Here is a 16,809-nt window from a genome sequence, read left to right as displayed (position 1 = left end):
CGTTCGCTACCGGAGAACCGCGTTACTTGCGGTCCACGACCTTTTCTTCAGCCTTCTCGTCGGCGCTCTTGGCCGGCTCGGACTTCGACAGCACGAGGTTCACGGTGGAGCGCATGACGCGGACGCGGACGTTCTCGGCGATCTCGACCTGAAGCTCGTCGTCCGGGCCGACCTTGGTGATGGTGCCGATGATGCCGCCGCCGGTCACCACGCGGTCACCGCGACGGATGGACTCCAGCATGCCCTTGTGTTCCTTCATCTTCTTCTGCTGCGGACGGATCAGCAGGAAATAGAAGACGACGAAAATCAGAATCAGCGGCAGGAACTGCACGATCATGTCGGCCCCACCGGCGGCGGGCGCGGCGGTCTGTGCATAGGCCGTCGAAACGAACATCTGGAGGCTCCCTGTGGTTTGGTTCCGAAGGCGCAGCGGGCGCTCGCGGACGCGGCGACTATAACGGTCCGGGCCGTCGATGCAATGGAATAGGGGTACGCCCGCCGGGCTTCAAGGGCCGCGGCTGTCCATGACGGCAAAGAGAAGCAGGAAGCGGCGCATGCAGGGCATCGTCACCGGCTCCACCCCGTGGAAGGAGCGGTCGGACGGCGCGTAGGCCAGCAGATGGTTCGGCAGGAAGGGCGCGGTGCCGGCCAACTCGAAATCCTCGCGGGGGAACCGCTCCGTCGACCGCCCGGCGTTGGCGGCGAAGGACGGATCGCGGGGCCGGTACAGCGCCGTCCCGAGATCGGGGCGGCTGCCGTCCGCCGGCATGTAGAGCAGCATGGACAGGAAGGTGCCGAACACGTCGGTGTGGGGCAGCATGGCGTGGCCCGCATGGTCCTCGATCAGACGCGCGTAGACCATGGCCGGCCGGGCCCCGACCGGCGTCTCCAGCTTGGCGGCGAGCGAGGGGAAGCGCGGGGCGAGCCGGGCCAGGGTCTCCGGCCCGAACAGGGAATCACGGACCTCCCGCCAGACCGCTTCGGCCTCCGGCTCCATCTCCCTCAGATTGCGGTCGGTCAGCACCATCTGGTAGCGCTGGGGAAGGCTGTCCATCTGCAGGAGGGCCAGCGCCTCGAACTTCGGCCATTGGGCGACGGCGCGGGCGTAGAGGTCCGCCGGCAGGGCGTCCGGCACCACCAGATGCGGAAAGGGGTCCTCGCGAAGCGGCGTCTCCTCCAGCCGCCGCAGGACATGTTCGGCGCTCCCCGCCGGCGTCGGGAGATCGGTGGAGCGTTCTGCGTGCATGGCCGGCCCTCGGTTCGCGTTTGAGGAACCATAGCGGCGCGCACGCCTCTCCCGCAAGCGCGCCTCCTTGTCCGGTGCCGGGCCGGCGGGTTAGGGTCGGCGCAACGAAACCGGAAGAAACGCCTGCGAAGGAACACGATGTCGGACGCCCAATTGCTGCCCCTCCTCACCCGCATCGCCGAGGCTCTGGAACGGCTCGCCCCGCCGCCGCCGGGCCGGCTCGACCTCGGCGCCGCCGACGCCTTCGTCTGGCACGCCGATCCCGACCGGCTGGAGCCGGTGCCCACCGTGAACCGGGTTGAGATCGGCCTGCTGCGCGGCGTCGAACGGCAGCGCGACATCCTGCTGGACAACACCACCCGCTTCGCCACCGGCCTGCCCGCCAACAACGCCCTGCTCTGGGGTTCGCGCGGCATGGGCAAAAGCTCGCTGGTCAAGTCGGTGCACGCCGCGGTGGCCCAGGACCATCCCGGCACGCTGGCGCTGGTGGAGATCCACCGCGAGGACATCCCCACCCTGCCCCGCCTGCTCGCCCGGCTGAAGGACGAGCCGCGCCGCTTCATCCTGTTCTGCGACGACCTGTCCTTCGACCACGACGACGCGCATTACAAGTCGCTGAAGGCCGTTCTGGAAGGCGGGATCGAGGGGCGTCCGGAGAATGTGGTGTTCTACGCCACCTCCAACCGCCGCCACCTGATGCCGCGCGACATGATCGAGAACGAGCGCTCCACCGCCATCAACCCGGCGGAGGCGGTCGAGGAGAAGGTGTCGCTGTCCGACCGCTTCGGCCTTTGGCTGGGCTTCCACAACTGCGACCAGCCGACCTACTTCGCGATGATCGAGGGCTACGCCGCCCGCTTCGGGCTGGACATCCCGGCGGAGCAGCTGCGGGCCGAGGCCGTGGAATGGTCGGTGACCCGCGGCAGCCGCTCCGGCCGGGTGGCCTGGCAGTTCATCCAGGACCTGGCTGGCCGTCTGGAGAAGCCCCTTCGCTGACCCGCGGCTCCATGCGGTCGCGCGGATCGACCGCTTGGCTGCCCTTGCGCAGTTCGAAATGAAGCTGCGGGCTCGTCACCGATCCGGTCTGGCCGACCGTGCCGATGGCCTGCCCGCGCTTCACCGCCACACCCCGATCCACGTCGATGCGGTCGAGGTGAGCGTAGGCGGTGATGAAGCCGTCCGAATGCTTCACCAGCAGCAGGTTGCCGAACCCGCGCAGCTCATTGCCGGCGTAGGCAACCACGCCGTTGTCGGCGGCGACCACCGTTGTTCCCTTGCTGGCGGCGATGTTCAAGCCGTCGTTGTGCAGACCGTCCGGCTTCGGCCCGAAGGTCGAGATCACCTTTCCCTTCACCGGCCAGAGCAGGCGCCCGGTGGCGCGTTGCGGCGTCGCCTGCTCCGCGGCCTTTGGCGGCGGGGGCGGAGCGGCGGCGACCTCCTGGGCCGGTGCCTGCGGCGGTGGCGGGACTGGAGCGGCCTCGACGACACGCGGCGCGGCCGCCGGTTCGGGAACGGCGGGCTTCTGGCCAGGCGGACGCAGCGAGGTCGGGGCCTGCCCCGGCTGATAGGCGAGCGCTCCGGCCGCCACCTCCGGCGCGGCGGACGGTTTGGCGCCGGGGACCGGGGCGAGAACGGTTGCGGTCTGCGACGGGGACTCCACCGGAGCCCTCTCCACCGGTGCCGAGGCGCCCGGAGGCGGCAGCTCCGCCGCCTGGATGGACCCGCGCGACACCTGTTTGACCGGCGCCGAGGCCACCACCCCGCCGACCGCGGCCCCTGCGCTTGAGGACGGCGCCTGGGCAACCGCGGTGCCGCCCGGGGCGTCACCACCCGGCAGACGCAGCGGTTGCCCGGCCTGCACCGCGTAGGGCGCGGTCAGGCCGTTGAGGCGGGTCAGCTCGCTCATGTCCGCGCTGAACATGCGGGAGATGCCATAGAGCGTGTCGCCGCGCTGGACGATGTACTGGCGCGACACCGGCAGGACGAGACGCTGGCCCACCTGCAACTGGTAGGGCGGCGACAGGTGGTTGACCTCCAGCAGGTCGCGCAGCGGCACGTTGTAGCGCCGCGACAACGAATAGGCGGAGTCTCCGCGCTGCACGATCACCGCGCCGCCGATGGAATCCGGGGTGCTGGACACCGAGGTGACCGGCGCCAGATCGCCGGTGCGCTGCTGGCAGGCGGCGAGCAGCGGCAGCACCGCCAGCGCCGCGAGGAGGGCGCGTCCTGTCACGCCGAATGGCACGCCGAACGGGCCGGCTATTCCGTTCCTGGGGGAGACGGAGGGTCGGACAGCAACGGTACGAAGCGGACGGGCCACAAGTCCTCCCGTGTAAGACCGGTTTCGGTCCGCCGGATGCGGACGACCCGCTGGCCGCGGTAGTCGCCCCCCAGCGGGATGACCATGACACCACCAACGGCGAGCTGATCCGTCAAGTCCTTTGGCGCATCGGGACCTCCGGCGGCCGTGACCAGTATGCGCTCGAACGGCGCCTGTTCGGGCCAGCCCTTCGTCCCGTCGCCGTGGCGGGTCGTGATGTTGTTCAGGCGCAGCGCCCGGAATCGCCCCTCTGCCTCGGTCAGCAGCGGGCGCAGCCGCTCGACGGTGTAGACCCGTCGGCACAGCCGCGACAAAACAGCCGCCTGATAGCCGGAGCCGGTGCCGATCTCCAGCACCGTCTGCCGTTCCCCCAGCTCCAGCGCCTGGGTCATCAGCGCCACGATCAACGGCTGGCTGATGGTCTGGCCCAGATCGATGGGAAGCGCCGTGTCTTCCCACGCCTGATCCTGGAAGGGATCGGGGACGAAGCGCTCGCGCGGGATTCGCTCGATCGCGGCCAAAACCCGGGTGTCGGTCACGCCGTTGCGGCGCAACGCCATCAGAAGCCGGATCTTGCGTGCCTCGACCGTCACACCCTACCCATTCACCTCGGAAACCGGATTACTCGAACGCGTGTCGCAAGGTCTGGAGCGTCGGCGTGTGCGTCAGATCCAGATAGACCGGCGTCACCGAAATGCCCCCGTGGAAGACCACATGGATGTCGGTGTCCGGCGCCACGTCGGCCTCACCGCGCAGGGTCCCGATCCAGATATAGGGTTTGCCGCGCGGATCGACACGCTCCACCAGCTCGTCGCCGATCTTGCGCTTGCCGTGGCGGACGACCTGGATGCCGGTGACCCGGTCCGCCGGACAGGCCGGGAAGTTCACGTTGAGCAGGACGTATTTCGGCCAGGGCGTGGAGACGGCCTTGCGGATCACCTCCGCCCCCCAGCGCTCCGCCGCCGACCAGTCGATCTGGGCACGGTTCTCGTAGTGCTGGCTGAGCGCGATGGCCGGAACGCCCAGCAGGGTCGCCTCCATGGCCGCCGCGATGGTGCCCGAATAGGTCACGTCCTCGCCGATGTTGGAGCCCTGGTTGACGCCGGACAGGACCAGCGTCGGACGGGCGTCCTTCATGATGTGGTTGACGGCCAACAGGACGCAGTCGGTCGGCGTGCCGTCCACCGTGTAGCGCCGCTCGTCCAGCTGGCGCAGGCGCAGAGGCCGGTTGATGGTCAGCGAGTGGCTGGCCGCCGACTGCTCCATCTCCGGCGCCACCACCCACACGTCGTCGGAGATGGAGCGGGCGATGGCCTCCAGAACCTTCAGGCCCGGCGCGTGGATGCCGTCGTCGTTGGTGACGAGGATGCGTGCGTTCGACAGGTCGAGCGGGAGATCGAACATCAGGCGGTGATCCTTTCCAGCCCGCGCATGTAGGGCCGGAGCGCTTCGGGAACCAGGATGGAGCCGTCGGGCTGCTGGTAATTCTCCAGCACCGCGATCAGGCAGCGCCCGACCGCCACGCCCGAGCCGTTCAGCGTGTGGACGAACTGCGTCTGCTTCTCGCCCTTCGACCGGCAGCGGGCCTTCATGCGGCGGGCCTGGAAGTCGCCGCAGTTCGAGCAGCTCGAAATCTCGCGGTACATGTTCTGGCCGGGCAGCCAGACCTCGATGTCGAAGGTCTTGCGCGCCGAAAAGCCCATGTCGCCGGTGCACAGAGTCACCACGCGGTAGGGCAGCCCCAGCCGCTGCAGGATGGTCTCGGCGCATTGGGTCATGCGCAGGTGCTCCGCCTCCGACTGGTCCGGCGCGGTGACGCTGACCATCTCCACCTTCCAGAACTGGTGCTGGCGGATCATGCCGCGGGTGTCGCGCCCGGCCGACCCGGCCTCGGCGCGGAAGCAGGGGGTCAGCGCGGTGTAGCGGTGGGGCAGTTCCTCCGTCGCCACGATCTGGTCGTTGACGAGGTTGGTCAGCGGCACTTCCGAGGTCGGGATCAGATAATGATCGCCCGTGCGGAACAGGTCCTCCTCGAACTTCGGAAGCTGGCCGGTGCCGAACAGGGCGTTGTCGCGGACCATCAGCGGCGGCGCGATCTCGGTGTAGCCGTGCTCGCCGGTGTGGATGTCCAGCATGAAGTCGGCGAGCGCGCGCTCCAGCCGGGCCAGCCCGCCCTTCAGGATGGTGAAGCGGGCGCCCGACATGCGCGACGCCGCCTCGAAATCCATCAGGCCCAGCGCCTCGCCCAGCTCGAAATGCTGCTTGGCGTCGGCGATGGCCTTCGGCTCGCCCCAGCGGCGGATTTCGACGTTGGCGGTCTCGTCCGGGCCTTCCGGCACGTCGTCGGCGGGCAGGTTCGGGATGGAGGCGAGCAGGCCGTCCAGTTCGGCGCCCAGCGCCTTCTCCTCCTCCTCGACCTGGGGCAGCCGCTCCTTGAGCTGCGCCATCTCGTCCATCAGCGGCTGGGCGTCGCGGCCCTCCCGCTTAGCGAGGCCGATCTCCTTCGCCGCCTCGTTGCGGCGCGCCTGCATTTCCTGCAACTGGGTCTGCGCGGCGCGGCGGCGCGAATCGAGGTCCAGCACCGTTGGCGACATCGCCTCAAGGCCCCGGCGGGCGAGGCCGCGGTCGAAGGATTCGGGGTTCTCACGGATGGCGCGAAGGTCGTGCATGGCTCACGGCGATACGGAATGGGTGGGAGACTGGTTATAGTCCGCCGCCGGGTGAAGGTCCAGAGGCGGAGCCCCGCCGATGGGAAAGACCATGAAATGATTGGTGTCCTATACTTATCGGTGGCGCCGTGAACACGAATGCGTGCAGAACCCCGGAATCGACCGCTGCCCTCCCCACTCCGGACATGATCCTCGACACCCGCACCCTCGTCATCGTCCTGGTGGGCATCGGCGTTCTGCTGTCCATCGCCGCCTTCCTGACCTGGAGGGCGCACCGCCACATCACCGCGCTGGCTTATTGGGCCGGGGGAGCGCTGGTCGGCACCGTCGGGATGGCCATGGTCACCGCTTACGGGGTCTGGCCGCCCGCCGCTGTCGTACCGCTGAGCAACGCCCTGGTGGCCGCCACCTACATCCTGAATTGGTTCGGCGTGCGCAGCTTCGCCGGACGATCCATCCCCTGGCGCCTCGGGATGGCGCTGCTCGCCGTGCTGACCGCCGGCATCGCGTGGTTCGTGGTGGCAACCAACGACGTGACGGCGCGCGTCCTGATCATGTCCGCAGGAATCACCGGCCTGTCGCTGCTGGCTGCCCTGGAACTGTGGTGGACGGGGCCGGCGGACCGGCCGAGGCGTGCGCAACGGGTCACCGCTCTGGTTTTCCTTGCCCATGCCCTGTTCGTCGCCGGGCGCGCCGTGCTGACCGCCTGGGGTGGGCCGGTGGACAGCATCCTGACACCCAATTTGGTGCAGAGCGCCGGATTCCTGGAGGCCATCCTGGCAGTCACAGGCTGGGGATTCGGCTTCCTCGCCATGACCAGCGAGAAGCTTCAGGCCGATCTGGACCACATCGGCACCATCGACCCGCTGACCGGCGCCTACAACCGCCGGGCCTTCCTGAAGCACGCCGAGCGGGAGTTGCTGCGGGCGCAGCGGAACGGGGCGCCGCTCACCCTGCTGCTTCTCGACCTCGACCGTTTCAAGCGGGTCAACGACACCTTCGGCCATCTGGCCGGGGACGCGCTTCTCCGCCGCTTTTCCGAGATCGTCGCGGCAAGGCTGCGCCGCACCGACCTGTTCGGGCGCTATGGCGGGGAGGAATTCTGCGTGCTGCTTCCCGACACCGACCGCAGCGGGGCGGCGGCGTTGGCGGAGGCGTTGCGGCGCGACGTGGCGGCGCGGCCGCTGCCCTTCCAGGGCCACGAGATCGCCGCCAGCGTCAGCATCGGCATCGCCGCCTGCCGCAACGGCAAGGATCTCGACGCGGCGCTGGCGGCCGCCGACCTGGCCCTCTATCGGGCCAAGCGGAACGGCCGCAATCAGGTGATGGTCGAAGAAGCGACGGCATAAGGAGAAAGACCTTACGCCTGCTCCGCTTCCGTCTCGTCGGCGTCGCCGCGCGTCTTCTCGATGCGGCGGCCGATCAGGATCGACACCTCGTAGAGCGCCAGCAGCGGGATGGCGAGGCCGACCTGGCTGATGACGTCCGGCGGGGTCAGGATCGCCGCTACGATGAACACGAACACGATGGCGTAGCGCCGCTTGGCGGCCAGAGTCTCCGTCGTCAGCAGCCCGGCGCGGATCAGCAGGGTCAACAGGACCGGAAGCTGAAAGGCCAGACCGAAGGCGAAGATCAGGTGCATCACGAGGCCAAGATACTCGCTGACGCGGGCCTCGAACTCGATCGGGAGGGCGCCGGCGTCCATGCCCGGGTGGAACTCGAACCCCAGGAAGAAGCGCCAAGCCAGCGGGAAGATGAAGTAGTAGACCATCGCCCCGCCCAGGAAGAACAGGATCGGGGTGGCCACCAGGAAGGGCAGGAAGGCCTTGCGCTCGTGCTTGTAGAGGCCGGGCGCGACGAACATCCAGATCTGGCTGGCGACGATGGGGAAGGACAGGAAGCAGCCGGCCCAGAAGGCCACCTTCACATAGGTGAAGAAGGCTTCGGTCAGGCCGGTGTAGATCATCCGCCGCCCCTGCCCGGCCAGGATGTCGGCCAGGGGCTGGACCAGGAAGTTGTAGATGCGGTCCGAGAAAGCGTAGCAGACGAAGAAGGCGATGAGGATCGCCAGCGTCGCGTACATCAGCCGGTTGCGCAGCTCGACCAGATGGTCGATCAGCGGCATCTTGCTTTCTTCGAGCTCGTCGTCGGACTCGCCGGTCATGCGCGTTTCGCCGGACACTGGGTCACGCCTGCTTGTTCGTGGTTGCCGCCGCAGCGGAGTCGGCGGAGGCCGGAACCGGCGGCTGGGCCGGGGCCGGGACGAATTCCGCGGGCGGTGCCGGAGGAAGCGGGGCCGTGACCGGCGGTTCGGTCGCCGGCTGCGGCTGGGCCGCCGTCACCTGCGGCGATCCGACGGTAGGCACGGGAGCGGGACCATCCTCCGGCGGGCTGCCGTGATAGCCGTCGGCCCCGAGGTTGGCCCCCACGTCGAAGGCGCCCTTCAGTTCCCCCTTCGGATCGATCGTGTTCTCGACCATCTTTTGGAGGTTCGTGTCGCGGACCTTCAGGGCTTCCTTGCGAAGCTCGTCAAGCTCCGCCTCGCGCATCATGTCGTCGATGTGGCCCTGAAAATCGCGCGCGACGACGCGCGCCTTCTTCACCCATTTTCCCAGGGTGTAGATGGCCTTGGGCAGGTCCTTCGGGCCGATCACCACGAGGGCGATGACCGCGATGACCATCAGTTCCGACCATGCAATGTCGAACATGGCTCCTCAGCCTTTCGAAGCGGCGCGGGGATGAAGGGCGCCGGACGGTCAGGTGCGGGCCGTCTCGTCCTTCTTCACGCCGGGGTCGGCAGCGGGCGGAACCGGAGCGGGCGGAACCGGATGGACCGAGGACACCGGCTGGGCCGGCGGAACCGGCTGGTTCGGCAGGACCTTGGAGTCGGCACCGGCGGCGGTACCCTCTTCCTCGTCCTTCAGGCCGGCCTTGAAGTTCTTGATGCCCTTGGCGAGGTCGCCCATGACCTTCGGCAGCTTGCCGGCGCCGAACAGGAGCAGGACGATCAGAAGGACGATGACCCAATGCCAGACGCTGGAGAATCCCATGACACACGTTTCCTGAACAGGCAGCCCAATGGCGGGGCGGCACTATGGCAGAAAGGTTCCCCTCCCGCAACGATCGGTCGGGCGAAACCGCTCAAACGACTAAGTGGGTGCACCGGCTGGAAAAACGAAGGCCTGACACAGGTCCATGCACACCGAAACGTGACTTTGTTCGGCGGGCAGGAACTGGCCCGGCATGCGCGAGTGCAGATGCACCGACCCGCCCTTCCCGTCCGGCACATCGAGATGGACCAGGCTGGTGCGACCCAGCAGGCGCGCCGCCATCACCCGCGCCAGAACCGGCAGGTCCCCGGCAGGGACCGTGGCGGCGGGCTGGGCGGACAGCTTCAGCGCTTCCGGGCGGATCAGCACGTCCACGGCGGTGCCGTCGGCGATCTCCGTGGGGATCGGGCCGACCGGGGTGTCCACCGCACCGTCCTGCACGACGCCGGACAGCCGGTTGACCTCGCCGAAGAATTCCGCTGCGAAGGCGTTGACCGGGCGGGTGTAGAGGTCCACCGGGTTGCCCACCTGGACGACTTTTCCGGCGCGCATCAGCGCGATGCGGTCGGCCAGGAACATGGCCTCCTCCGGGTCGTGGGTGACCAGCATGGTCGCAGCGCCGTTCTGCTTCAGCACGTGCAGCGTCTCATCGCGCACCTGCTCGCGCAGCCGGGCGTCCAGGCCCGAGAAGGGTTCGTCGAGGAGCAGGACCGCCGGATTCGGGGCGAGCGCGCGGGCGAGCGCCACACGCTGCTGCTGTCCGCCGGAGAGATGGTGCGGGAAGGAATCGGCGTAGCCGGCCATGCCGACTTGCCCCAGCGTTTCCAACGCGCGCTTGCGCTGCGCCTCGCCGGACAGGGCGGTCAGGCCGAAGCGCACGTTGTCGAGCACCGACAGGTGCGGAAACAGCGCGTAATCCTGGAAGACGAGGCCGACGCCGCGGCGTTCCGGCGGGACCGCGCCGCGCTCGTCCGCCACCACGGTTCCGCCGATCCGGACCGAGCCGGTCTGCACCGCCTCCAGCCCTGCCGCGATGCGCAGCAGTGAGGACTTGCCGCAGCCGGACGGCCCGCACAGGCAGACGATCTCCCCCGCCCCGATGGTCACGCTGACGTCGTTGACGGCGACGACGCGCCCGTAGCGGTGGGTGACGCCATTCAGCGCCAGGGCCTCCATCGCGATGGCAGCAGCGCCGCCCTGCGGGCCGGAGAGGTCGAGATGCCGCCCGTTGGCCGGCAGCGTAACCGGCGCGGCCTCGCAGGGCGCGCCCTGCCGCGGATCGGTCCCGCGGCTGAACAGGGCCGACGCCTTGTCGCGCAGCGCGGTGCGCAGGCCGGCCGGCCGGGGTTCGGAAACGGCGTCTCCGGTCGCGGAGAAAGAACGGGCGTCGGTGACGGACGGACGATCCATGGCGGTCCCAGTCTATGGCGGTCCCAGTCTGAAGCGGCCCGGGGGTCGTTTGATGGCGGTCGATTGACCTTAGTAGCGGTGCGCCGACCCCGATGCAAATGGTTCTTATTTTCGAGCGTTTCGCTCAGGTATCGGAATCGTCAGCGTTTTCCGATGGTTCCGCGTCCTCCAGGCCGGCTCCGCCAATGCCCAGCAGCACGGGCCGCGAATCGAGCAGGCCGGCGGCGCGCAGGTCTTCCACCCCCGGCAGGTCGCGCAGCGTCTCCAGGCCGAAATGGTCGAGGAAATGGTCGGTGGTGATCCAGGTCAGCGGGCGCCCCGGCGTCTCGCGGCGGCGGCCGGGTCGGATCCAGCCGTTCTCCATCAGGATGTCCAGCGTCCCCTTGCTGGTCGCCACGCCGCGGATCGCCTCGATCTCGGCGCGGGTCACCGGCTGGTGGTAGGCGATGATCGCCAGCGTCTCGATGGCGGCGCGGGACAGCTTCTTGGAGACCTCCTCCTCCTGCCGCAGCAGCGGGGCGAGGTCCACCGCCGTGCGGAAGGACCAGCCGGCGCCGGTGCGGATCAGGTTCACCCCGCGCGCCGCGTAATGGACGCGCAATTCCTCCAGCAGGGCGCGGATGTCGGCGTCGCGGGTCAACCGCCTGCCCAGCGTCTCCTCATCCAGCGGGTCCGCGGAGGCGAACAGCAGCGCCTCCAGCAGGCGCAGATCGCGCAGGCGCTGCTCGACCTCCTCCGGGTTGTCGATCTCCTGGATCATGCCGTCGGCACCGCTCATTCCTCGTCGCCTTGCTCATGCCGGCGCGATGCCCGGCGGACGTAGATGGGGGAAAAGGCGCCGTCCTGGCGAAGCTCCACCCGCCCCGCCTTGGCCAGTTCCAGCGTCGCCGCGAAATGGGCGGCCAGCGCCGAGCGGGTCAGCAGCCCGCCGCGCACGCCGTCCGGCAGGAAACTCGACAGGGTGGCCCAGTCCGGCATGCGGCCCAGCAGCTCGGACAGGCGGCGCACCGCGTCCTCCAGCGAATAGAGGCGCACCGGCTCGATGTGCAGGACGCCGCCCTCCTGCCGCTTCCTGTGCTCGCCGTAGGCCTTCAGAAGGTCGTAGAGCGTGACCTGGAAGACCGACTTGCGCAGGATGTCGAGGTCCTCCGGGGCGCCGCGGGCGAAGCGGTCAACCCCGAGCTGCGGGCGGGCGAACAGCTTGGCCGCCGCCCCCTTCATCGCCTCCAGCCGCTGGAGCTGGAAGGCCAGCGCCGCCGCCATGTCCTCGCCCGAGGGCTCCTCGTCCTCGACCTCCGGGATCAGCAGGCGGGACTTCAGATAGGCCAGCCACGCCGCCATGACGAGATAATCCGCCGCCAGTTCCAGACGCACCTTCCGCGCCTCGGCGATGAAGGCGAGATACTGGTCGGCGAGTTGGAGGATGGAAATCTTCGTCAGGTCCACCTTCTGCTCGCGCCCCAGCGCCAGCAGCATGTCCAGCGGCCCCTCGAACCCATCCAGGACGAGGACAAGCTGGTCCGCCGGGCTGGCCGCCTCGGCGCCCTCGTCCTCATGATCCGGGGGTTTCCTGCCGACCATGCCGTCAGTTGCCGCTGAGGATGCGGATCAGCTCGATCATGTAATCCACCGGCGGGCCGAGCACCCAGGAGAAGACGCTGAGGTCCATGCCAAGCTCCCGCCCGATGAAGGGCAGCAGGAAGAAGGCGCCGATCAGGATCAGCATGCCGTACTTCTCCAGCCGGGCCAGCGGGAAGGCCAGAGCGTCGGGCAGGATGCCGACCGCCACGCGCCCGCCGTCGAGCGGCGGCAGAGGGATCATGTTGAAGACCATCAGCACGACGTTGACCAGGACCGACACCTCCAGCGCGGCGCGGACCCACATCTCCGTCGCCCCGCCCTGCGGGCTGGTGAAGCCCCAGATGATCGCCGAGACCAGCGCCAGCACGAAATTCACCCCCGGCCCGGCCAGCGCCACCCACACCATGTCGCGGCGCGGGTGGTGAAGGCGCCCGAAATTCACCGGCACCGGCTTGGCCCAGCCGAAGACGAACCCTGTGGTGAAATACATCACCGCCGGCAGCACCACCGTGCCCAGGGGGTCGATGTGGCGAAGCGGGTTCAGCGTCACCCGGCCCAGCCGCCACGCCGTGTCGTCGCCGCGCCACATCGCCACGAATCCGTGCGCCGCCTCGTGCATCGTGATGGCGAGGATCGCGGGGATGGCGACCGCAAAGATCATCGGTATGCGGTCGATCAGACCTTCCAACACGCGCATCTCTCCCGTTGCGCTCCCCGGACCCGTCCGGGAAGCCTGAGCATGGCTCTAAACCTGGGGCGTTCCCAGCAATTCCGCCAGACGCGCCCGCAAGTCGTCGGCGTCCACCGGCTGCGCAGGGCCGCGCATCGCCTCGGCCCTCGCCCAGCGCCGCACCGACGCGCCGCTCATCGTCGGAACGCCCTCGGCCACCGCCACCATCTCCTCCATCACGCCGTTGCAGTGGAGCACGACGTCCAGCCCGGCCGCCAGGACCGCCTCCGCGCGTCCACGCATGCCGCCGGCCAGCGCACCCATCGACAGGTCGTCGCTGAACAGCAGCCCGTCGAAGCCGATGGGGGCGCCGCGCACGACGTCGCGCACCACGATCGACGAGGTGCTGGCGGGCTGGTCCGGGTCGATGGCCTTCATCACCACATGGGCGACCATGCCGAGCGGCATGTCGGCCAGGGCACGGAACGGCGCGAAGTCGGTGGCCTCCAGCGCCGCGCGCGGGGCGTCCACCACCGGCAGCTCGGCGTGGCTGTCGGTGAAGGCCCGGCCATGGCCGGGCAGATGCTTGACAACCGGCAGAACGCCGCCGGCCATCAGCCCCTCGCAGGTCGCCCGCGCCAGATCGGCGACGCGGACCGGATCGCCGCAGAAGGCGCGGTCGCCGATGATGTCGTGGGCGCCCTCCACCGGCACGTCGCAGACCGGGGCGCAATCCACCGTCACGCCGCAGTCCGCCAGCATCAGCGCCAGCAGCCGGGCGTTGATCCGGGCGGCCTCCCGCCCGGCGGCGGCGTCACGGGCCGCGAGGTCGCCGAAGGCGCGCATCGGCGGGAAGGCCGGCCAGTGCGGCGGGCGCATGCGGGCCACCCGACCGCCCTCTTGGTCGATCAGCACGGGCGCATCGGCACGGCCCAGCGCCGCGCGCATCTCCGCCACCAGCGCGCGGACCTGCTCCGGCGTGTCGCAGTTGCGCCGGAACAGGATGAAGCCCAGCGGGTCGGCGTCACGGAAAAAGGCGCGCTCGTCCGCGGTCAGGGCGGTGCCGGCGGCGCCGAACACCACCGCACGGTGAGGCGCACGATGAGGTCCGGACGCGTTTCGGGCGTTCGGCAAAGCCGGATCAGGGACGGACAACCACACACCCCACATTCTGGGACTTGAGCTGGGCGCAGACCGACTTGGCGCGCTCCTCGTCGAGGCCGACACCCTGGATGCGGTAGAAGATGCCCTTCTCGCCCAGATCGGCCTTGGCGACCTGCATGGACAGCCCGCCGAGCGCCGCGCCGTAGCGGCTGGTCAGGCGCTTCCATTCCGTGGAGGCCTCGGCCTCGCTGCGCACCGCGGCGAGCTGGACGCGCCAGTTCCCTCCACCCGATGCCTTGGCGGGTGCCGGAGGGGGCGCCGGCTGCGGAGCTGGGGCGGCCGCCACCGGCGGCGCGGGCTGCGGCTTGGGCGCCGCGGCAGGCGGCGTCTGGGCCTGCGGCGGAGCCGGAGCCGGCTTGGCCGCGGGCGGCGGAGCGGCCTTGGGCGCCGGAGCCGCCGGTGCCGGAGCCGGAAGGGCGGCCACGGCGGGTGGCGGCGCCAGAGAGGCGACGGGCGGCGGCACGGCGGTCCCCTCCCCGTCCTGGCGCGGCACCGTGGTGGTGGAGCCCGGCGGAGGCGGCGGCAGTTGGGCCACCGCGGGCGCCTCCGGCAGGGTCGGCGACGGCGGCACCTGGGGAGCCACAACCGGCCGCGGCAGCGGCTCCTCTGGCGGCGGCAGCAGGCGTTCGATCTGCGACTTCGACCCGCGGTCGTTCAGCCGCTCGTAGACCAGCTTGTCCTGGTGCGGCACTTCCATGCCGCCGGGCTGCTCCGGGCGGGCCTTGGTCGGCGCGTTGTCGGCCATCAGCAGCGGCGGGCCGCCGTCCGGCGTGCTCTGCCCCTTGCCGCTGTAGACGACGACGATCGCGCCGGCGAATGCCACGATGCCGACCACCGCCAGACCGAGGCCGAGCAGACCGCGCCGACCTCCCCGCTGCGGCGGCGTGCCGTAGGGATCGCTGGCGTAGTTGGCATCGCCCTCATACCTCATGACCGCATTTCCTCCACCGGCTCCACGCCCATCACGGCGAGGCCGGAGGCGATCACCGTGGCGACCGCGCTGACCAGCGCCAGACGGGCCACCGTCACCTCCTCGTCGCCGTCGATCAGGAAGCGCAGGCTGGTGTCGTCGCGGCCCTTGTTCCACAGCGCGTGGAAGTCGCTGGCGAGGTCGTAGAGGTAGAAGGCCACGCGGTGCGGCTCGTGCGCCTCGGCGGCGGATTCGACCAGACGCGGCCAGGTCGCCATGCGCTTGGCCAGCGCCATCTCCTCCTCGCTGTCGAGGCGGGCGAGGTTGGCCCTGGCGGCCAGCGCCGCCACCGACAGGTCGGCCCCCGGCAGCGCCGTTGCGGCGTGGCGCAGGACCGAGCGGCAGCGGGCGTGGGCGTACTGCACGTAGAAGACCGGGTTGTCCTTCGACTGCTCGACGACCTTGGCGAAGTCGAAGTCCAGCGTCTGGTCGTTGCGGCGGGTCAGCATGATGAAGCGGACGACGTCGCGGCCGACCTCCTCGATCACGTCGCGCAGCGTCACGAAGGTGCCGGCGCGCTTGGACATCTTCACCGGCTCGCCGTTCTTCATCAGATGGACGAGCTGGCATAGCTTCACGTCCAGCGACGCCTTGCCCTCGGTGATCGCCGTGGTCGCCGCCTGCATACGCTTGACGTAGCCGCCATGGTCGGCGCCCCACACGTCGATCTGCAGGTCGAAGCCGCGGCGGTGCTTGTCATAGTGGTAGGCGATGTCGTTGGAGAAGTAGGTGAAGGACCCGTCCGACTTCTTCAGCGGGCGGTCGACGTCGTCGCCGAAGTCGGTGGACTTGAACAGGGTCTGCGGGCGCGGCTCCCAGTCGTCGGGCTTTTTGCCCTTGGGGGGCTCCAGAACGCCGACGTAGATCAGGCCGCGATCCTCCAGCGCCTTCAGCGCCGTGTCCACCGCCCCGGCCTTCACCAGCGCGCGCTCGGAACTGTAGACGTCCATGCGGACGCCGAGGACGCCGAGGTCCTCCCTGATCCATTCCATGATCGTGGCGATGGCGAAGTCGCGGCAGGCCGGCAGCCAGTCGGCCTCGTCCGCGCCGACCCACTTGTTGCCGTCGCGCTCGGCCAGGGCCTGCCCGACCTCCTTCAAATACTCGCCGGGATAGAGGCCCGCCGGAATCTCGCCGATGTCCTCGCCCAGCGCCTCGCGGTAGCGCAGGAAGGTCGAGCGGCCCAGCACATCGACCTGGGCGCCGGCGTCGTTGATGTAATACTCACGGGCGACGGCGTAGCCGGCCTTCTCCAGCAGCGCGGCCAGCGCGTCGCCGAACACGGCGCCGCGGCCATGGGCCGCGTGCAGCGGGCCGGTGGGGTTGGCCGACACATACTCGACGTTCACCGGGCGCTTGCCGCCCAGCGTGCTCTCACCATAGGCGGTGCCGGCGGTCAGCACGTCGCGGATGCGGTCGCGCCAGACGTCGGCCGTCAGGCGCAGGTTTACGAAGCCCGGGCCGGCGATCTCGGCGCTCGCCACGTCGGGGCGGGTCTTCAGCTTCGCCACCAGCAGCTCGGCCAGCGCACGCGGCGGCTTGCCTGCCGGCTTGGCCAGGATCATCGCCGCGTTGGTCGACAGGTCGCCGTGCGCCGCCTCGCGCGGCGGCTCCACCGTCAGGCGCGCGGTGTCGAGCCCCGCCGGGATCTGGCCCTCGGCGGCCATCTCGTCCAGCAGCTTGCGGATGTCGTTCTCGAAGACCTTGAAGATGTTCATCGTTTCAATTC

General features: G+C 69.6%; 18 protein-coding genes. 2 read left to right on the top strand and 16 right to left on the bottom strand.

Annotated elements, in window-relative coordinates:
* Positions 1–22: 22 nt before the first annotated feature.
* Together yajC and ACWPXE_RS10950 are read right to left on the bottom strand one after the other, a co-directional pair.
* Positions 23–394, bottom strand: a complete 372-nt coding sequence (yajC, locus tag ACWPXE_RS10955; RefSeq protein ID WP_014197284.1) for a preprotein translocase subunit YajC — start codon at positions 392–394, stop codon at positions 23–25.
* A gap of 111 nt (positions 395–505) precedes the next feature.
* Positions 506–1,246 (bottom strand): hypothetical protein, encoded by a 741-nt coding sequence (locus ACWPXE_RS10950; RefSeq protein WP_454017847.1) that lies wholly within the window; start codon positions 1,244–1,246, stop codon positions 506–508.
* Between the two features lie 138 nt (positions 1,247–1,384).
* On the opposite strand from ACWPXE_RS10950, the gene ACWPXE_RS10945 reads away from it, so the two are divergent.
* A complete protein-coding gene (locus tag ACWPXE_RS10945) occupies positions 1,385–2,242 on the top strand; it encodes an ATP-binding protein (RefSeq protein WP_014197286.1) in 858 nt (285 codons plus the stop codon).
* Here the strand turns inward: ACWPXE_RS10945 and ACWPXE_RS10940 are convergent.
* From ACWPXE_RS10940 to serS, 4 genes are read right to left on the bottom strand one after another with little or no spacing between them, the layout of a single operon-like run.
* A complete protein-coding gene (locus ACWPXE_RS10940; RefSeq protein WP_454017846.1) occupies positions 2,199–3,479 on the bottom strand; it encodes a peptidoglycan DD-metalloendopeptidase family protein in 1,281 nt (426 codons plus the stop codon). The genes ACWPXE_RS10945 and ACWPXE_RS10940 overlap by 44 nt on opposite strands.
* Before the next feature lie 26 nt (positions 3,480–3,505).
* Positions 3,506–4,159 carry a protein-L-isoaspartate(D-aspartate) O-methyltransferase gene (locus ACWPXE_RS10935; RefSeq protein WP_454017845.1) on the bottom strand — a complete coding sequence of 218 codons (654 nt, stop codon included), beginning with the start codon at positions 4,157–4,159 and terminating at the stop codon, positions 3,506–3,508.
* Between the two features lie 28 nt (positions 4,160–4,187).
* Entirely contained in the window at positions 4,188–4,970 is a 783-nt protein-coding gene (surE, locus tag ACWPXE_RS10930; protein ID WP_040134020.1) for a 5'/3'-nucleotidase SurE, read from the bottom strand.
* A complete protein-coding gene (gene serS, locus ACWPXE_RS10925) occupies positions 4,970–6,235 on the bottom strand; it encodes a serine--tRNA ligase (RefSeq protein ID WP_454017844.1) in 1,266 nt (421 codons plus the stop codon). Before serS ends, surE begins: the two co-directional genes overlap by 1 nt.
* 185 nt (positions 6,236–6,420) lie before the next feature.
* Between serS and ACWPXE_RS10920 the strand changes: the two genes are divergently transcribed.
* A complete protein-coding gene (locus ACWPXE_RS10920; protein WP_454017843.1) occupies positions 6,421–7,584 on the top strand; it encodes a GGDEF domain-containing protein in 1,164 nt (387 codons plus the stop codon).
* Positions 7,585–7,595: 11 nt separating this feature from the next.
* On the opposite strand, the gene tatC is transcribed toward ACWPXE_RS10920, so the two are convergent.
* The 10 genes from tatC to argS all read right to left on the bottom strand — a co-directional run bounded on the left by tatC (position 7,596) and on the right by argS (position 16,798).
* Entirely contained in the window at positions 7,596–8,399 is an 804-nt protein-coding gene (gene tatC / locus ACWPXE_RS10915) for a twin-arginine translocase subunit TatC (RefSeq protein WP_237906031.1), read from the bottom strand.
* Positions 8,400–8,421: 22 nt separating this feature from the next.
* Positions 8,422–8,943 (bottom strand): Sec-independent protein translocase protein TatB, encoded by a 522-nt coding sequence (tatB, locus tag ACWPXE_RS10910; RefSeq protein ID WP_454017842.1) that lies wholly within the window; start codon positions 8,941–8,943, stop codon positions 8,422–8,424.
* 48 nt (positions 8,944–8,991) lie between these two features.
* A complete protein-coding gene (locus ACWPXE_RS10905; RefSeq protein WP_454017841.1) occupies positions 8,992–9,285 on the bottom strand; it encodes a twin-arginine translocase TatA/TatE family subunit in 294 nt (97 codons plus the stop codon).
* Positions 9,286–9,384: 99 nt separating this feature from the next.
* Positions 9,385–10,695: an ABC transporter ATP-binding protein gene (locus ACWPXE_RS10900; RefSeq protein WP_454017840.1), complete on the bottom strand. Its 1,311-nt coding sequence runs from the start codon at positions 10,693–10,695 to the stop codon at positions 9,385–9,387.
* Positions 10,696–10,819: 124 nt separating this feature from the next.
* Positions 10,820–11,473: an SMC-Scp complex subunit ScpB gene (scpB, locus tag ACWPXE_RS10895; protein ID WP_454017839.1), complete on the bottom strand. Its 654-nt coding sequence runs from the start codon at positions 11,471–11,473 to the stop codon at positions 10,820–10,822.
* Entirely contained in the window at positions 11,470–12,276 is an 807-nt protein-coding gene (locus ACWPXE_RS10890) for a segregation and condensation protein A (protein WP_454017838.1), read from the bottom strand. Before ACWPXE_RS10890 ends, scpB begins: the two co-directional genes overlap by 4 nt.
* A gap of 4 nt (positions 12,277–12,280) precedes the next feature.
* A complete protein-coding gene (locus ACWPXE_RS10885) occupies positions 12,281–12,973 on the bottom strand; it encodes a site-2 protease family protein (protein WP_170295833.1) in 693 nt (230 codons plus the stop codon).
* A gap of 48 nt (positions 12,974–13,021) precedes the next feature.
* Entirely contained in the window at positions 13,022–14,116 is a 1,095-nt protein-coding gene (gene nagZ / locus ACWPXE_RS10880) for a beta-N-acetylhexosaminidase (protein WP_454017837.1), read from the bottom strand.
* A complete protein-coding gene (locus ACWPXE_RS10875) occupies positions 14,088–15,041 on the bottom strand; it encodes an SPOR domain-containing protein (protein WP_454017836.1) in 954 nt (317 codons plus the stop codon). Before ACWPXE_RS10875 ends, nagZ begins: the two co-directional genes overlap by 29 nt.
* The gene (gene argS / locus ACWPXE_RS10870; protein WP_454017835.1) at positions 15,038–16,798 is read right to left on the bottom strand and encodes an arginine--tRNA ligase; all 1,761 of its coding nucleotides are present in this window, start codon (positions 16,796–16,798) and stop codon (positions 15,038–15,040) included. Before argS ends, ACWPXE_RS10875 begins: the two co-directional genes overlap by 4 nt.
* Between the last annotated feature and the right edge of the window lie 11 nt (positions 16,799–16,809).

Source organism: Azospirillum sp. Marseille-Q6669, from assembly GCF_965111635.1.
Note: the sequence above shows the minus strand (reverse complement) of the source record. Positions and strands in the feature narration are given on the sequence as shown.

Bases quoted from the DNA above. Each gene is read 5' to 3' on its own strand.
- nagZ (WP_454017837.1), bottom strand. From the start codon at position 14,116: ATGTGGGGTGTGTGGTTGTCCGTCCCTGATCCGGCTTTGCCGAACGCC.
- surE (WP_040134020.1), bottom strand. From the start codon at position 4,970: ATGTTCGATCTCCCGCTCGACCTGTCGAACGCACGCATCCTCGTCACC.
- argS (WP_454017835.1), bottom strand. From the start codon at position 16,798: ATGAACATCTTCAAGGTCTTCGAGAACGACATCCGCAAGCTGCTGGAC.
- ACWPXE_RS10875 (WP_454017836.1), bottom strand. From the start codon at position 15,041: ATGAGGTATGAGGGCGATGCCAACTACGCCAGCGATCCCTACGGCACG.
- ACWPXE_RS10945 (WP_014197286.1), top strand. From the start codon at position 1,385: ATGTCGGACGCCCAATTGCTGCCCCTCCTCACCCGCATCGCCGAGGCT.
- ACWPXE_RS10920 (WP_454017843.1), top strand. From the start codon at position 6,421: ATGATCCTCGACACCCGCACCCTCGTCATCGTCCTGGTGGGCATCGGC.
- tatC (WP_237906031.1), bottom strand. From the start codon at position 8,399: ATGACCGGCGAGTCCGACGACGAGCTCGAAGAAAGCAAGATGCCGCTG.
- ACWPXE_RS10890 (WP_454017838.1), bottom strand. From the start codon at position 12,276: ATGGTCGGCAGGAAACCCCCGGATCATGAGGACGAGGGCGCCGAGGCG.
- ACWPXE_RS10950 (WP_454017847.1), bottom strand. From the start codon at position 1,246: ATGCACGCAGAACGCTCCACCGATCTCCCGACGCCGGCGGGGAGCGCC.
- ACWPXE_RS10905 (WP_454017841.1), bottom strand. From the start codon at position 9,285: ATGGGATTCTCCAGCGTCTGGCATTGGGTCATCGTCCTTCTGATCGTC.
- tatB (WP_454017842.1), bottom strand. From the start codon at position 8,943: ATGTTCGACATTGCATGGTCGGAACTGATGGTCATCGCGGTCATCGCC.
- scpB (WP_454017839.1), bottom strand. From the start codon at position 11,473: ATGAGCGGTGCCGACGGCATGATCCAGGAGATCGACAACCCGGAGGAG.
- ACWPXE_RS10900 (WP_454017840.1), bottom strand. From the start codon at position 10,695: ATGGATCGTCCGTCCGTCACCGACGCCCGTTCTTTCTCCGCGACCGGA.
- ACWPXE_RS10885 (WP_170295833.1), bottom strand. From the start codon at position 12,973: ATGCGCGTGTTGGAAGGTCTGATCGACCGCATACCGATGATCTTTGCG.
- serS (WP_454017844.1), bottom strand. From the start codon at position 6,235: ATGCACGACCTTCGCGCCATCCGTGAGAACCCCGAATCCTTCGACCGC.
- yajC (WP_014197284.1), bottom strand. From the start codon at position 394: ATGTTCGTTTCGACGGCCTATGCACAGACCGCCGCGCCCGCCGCCGGT.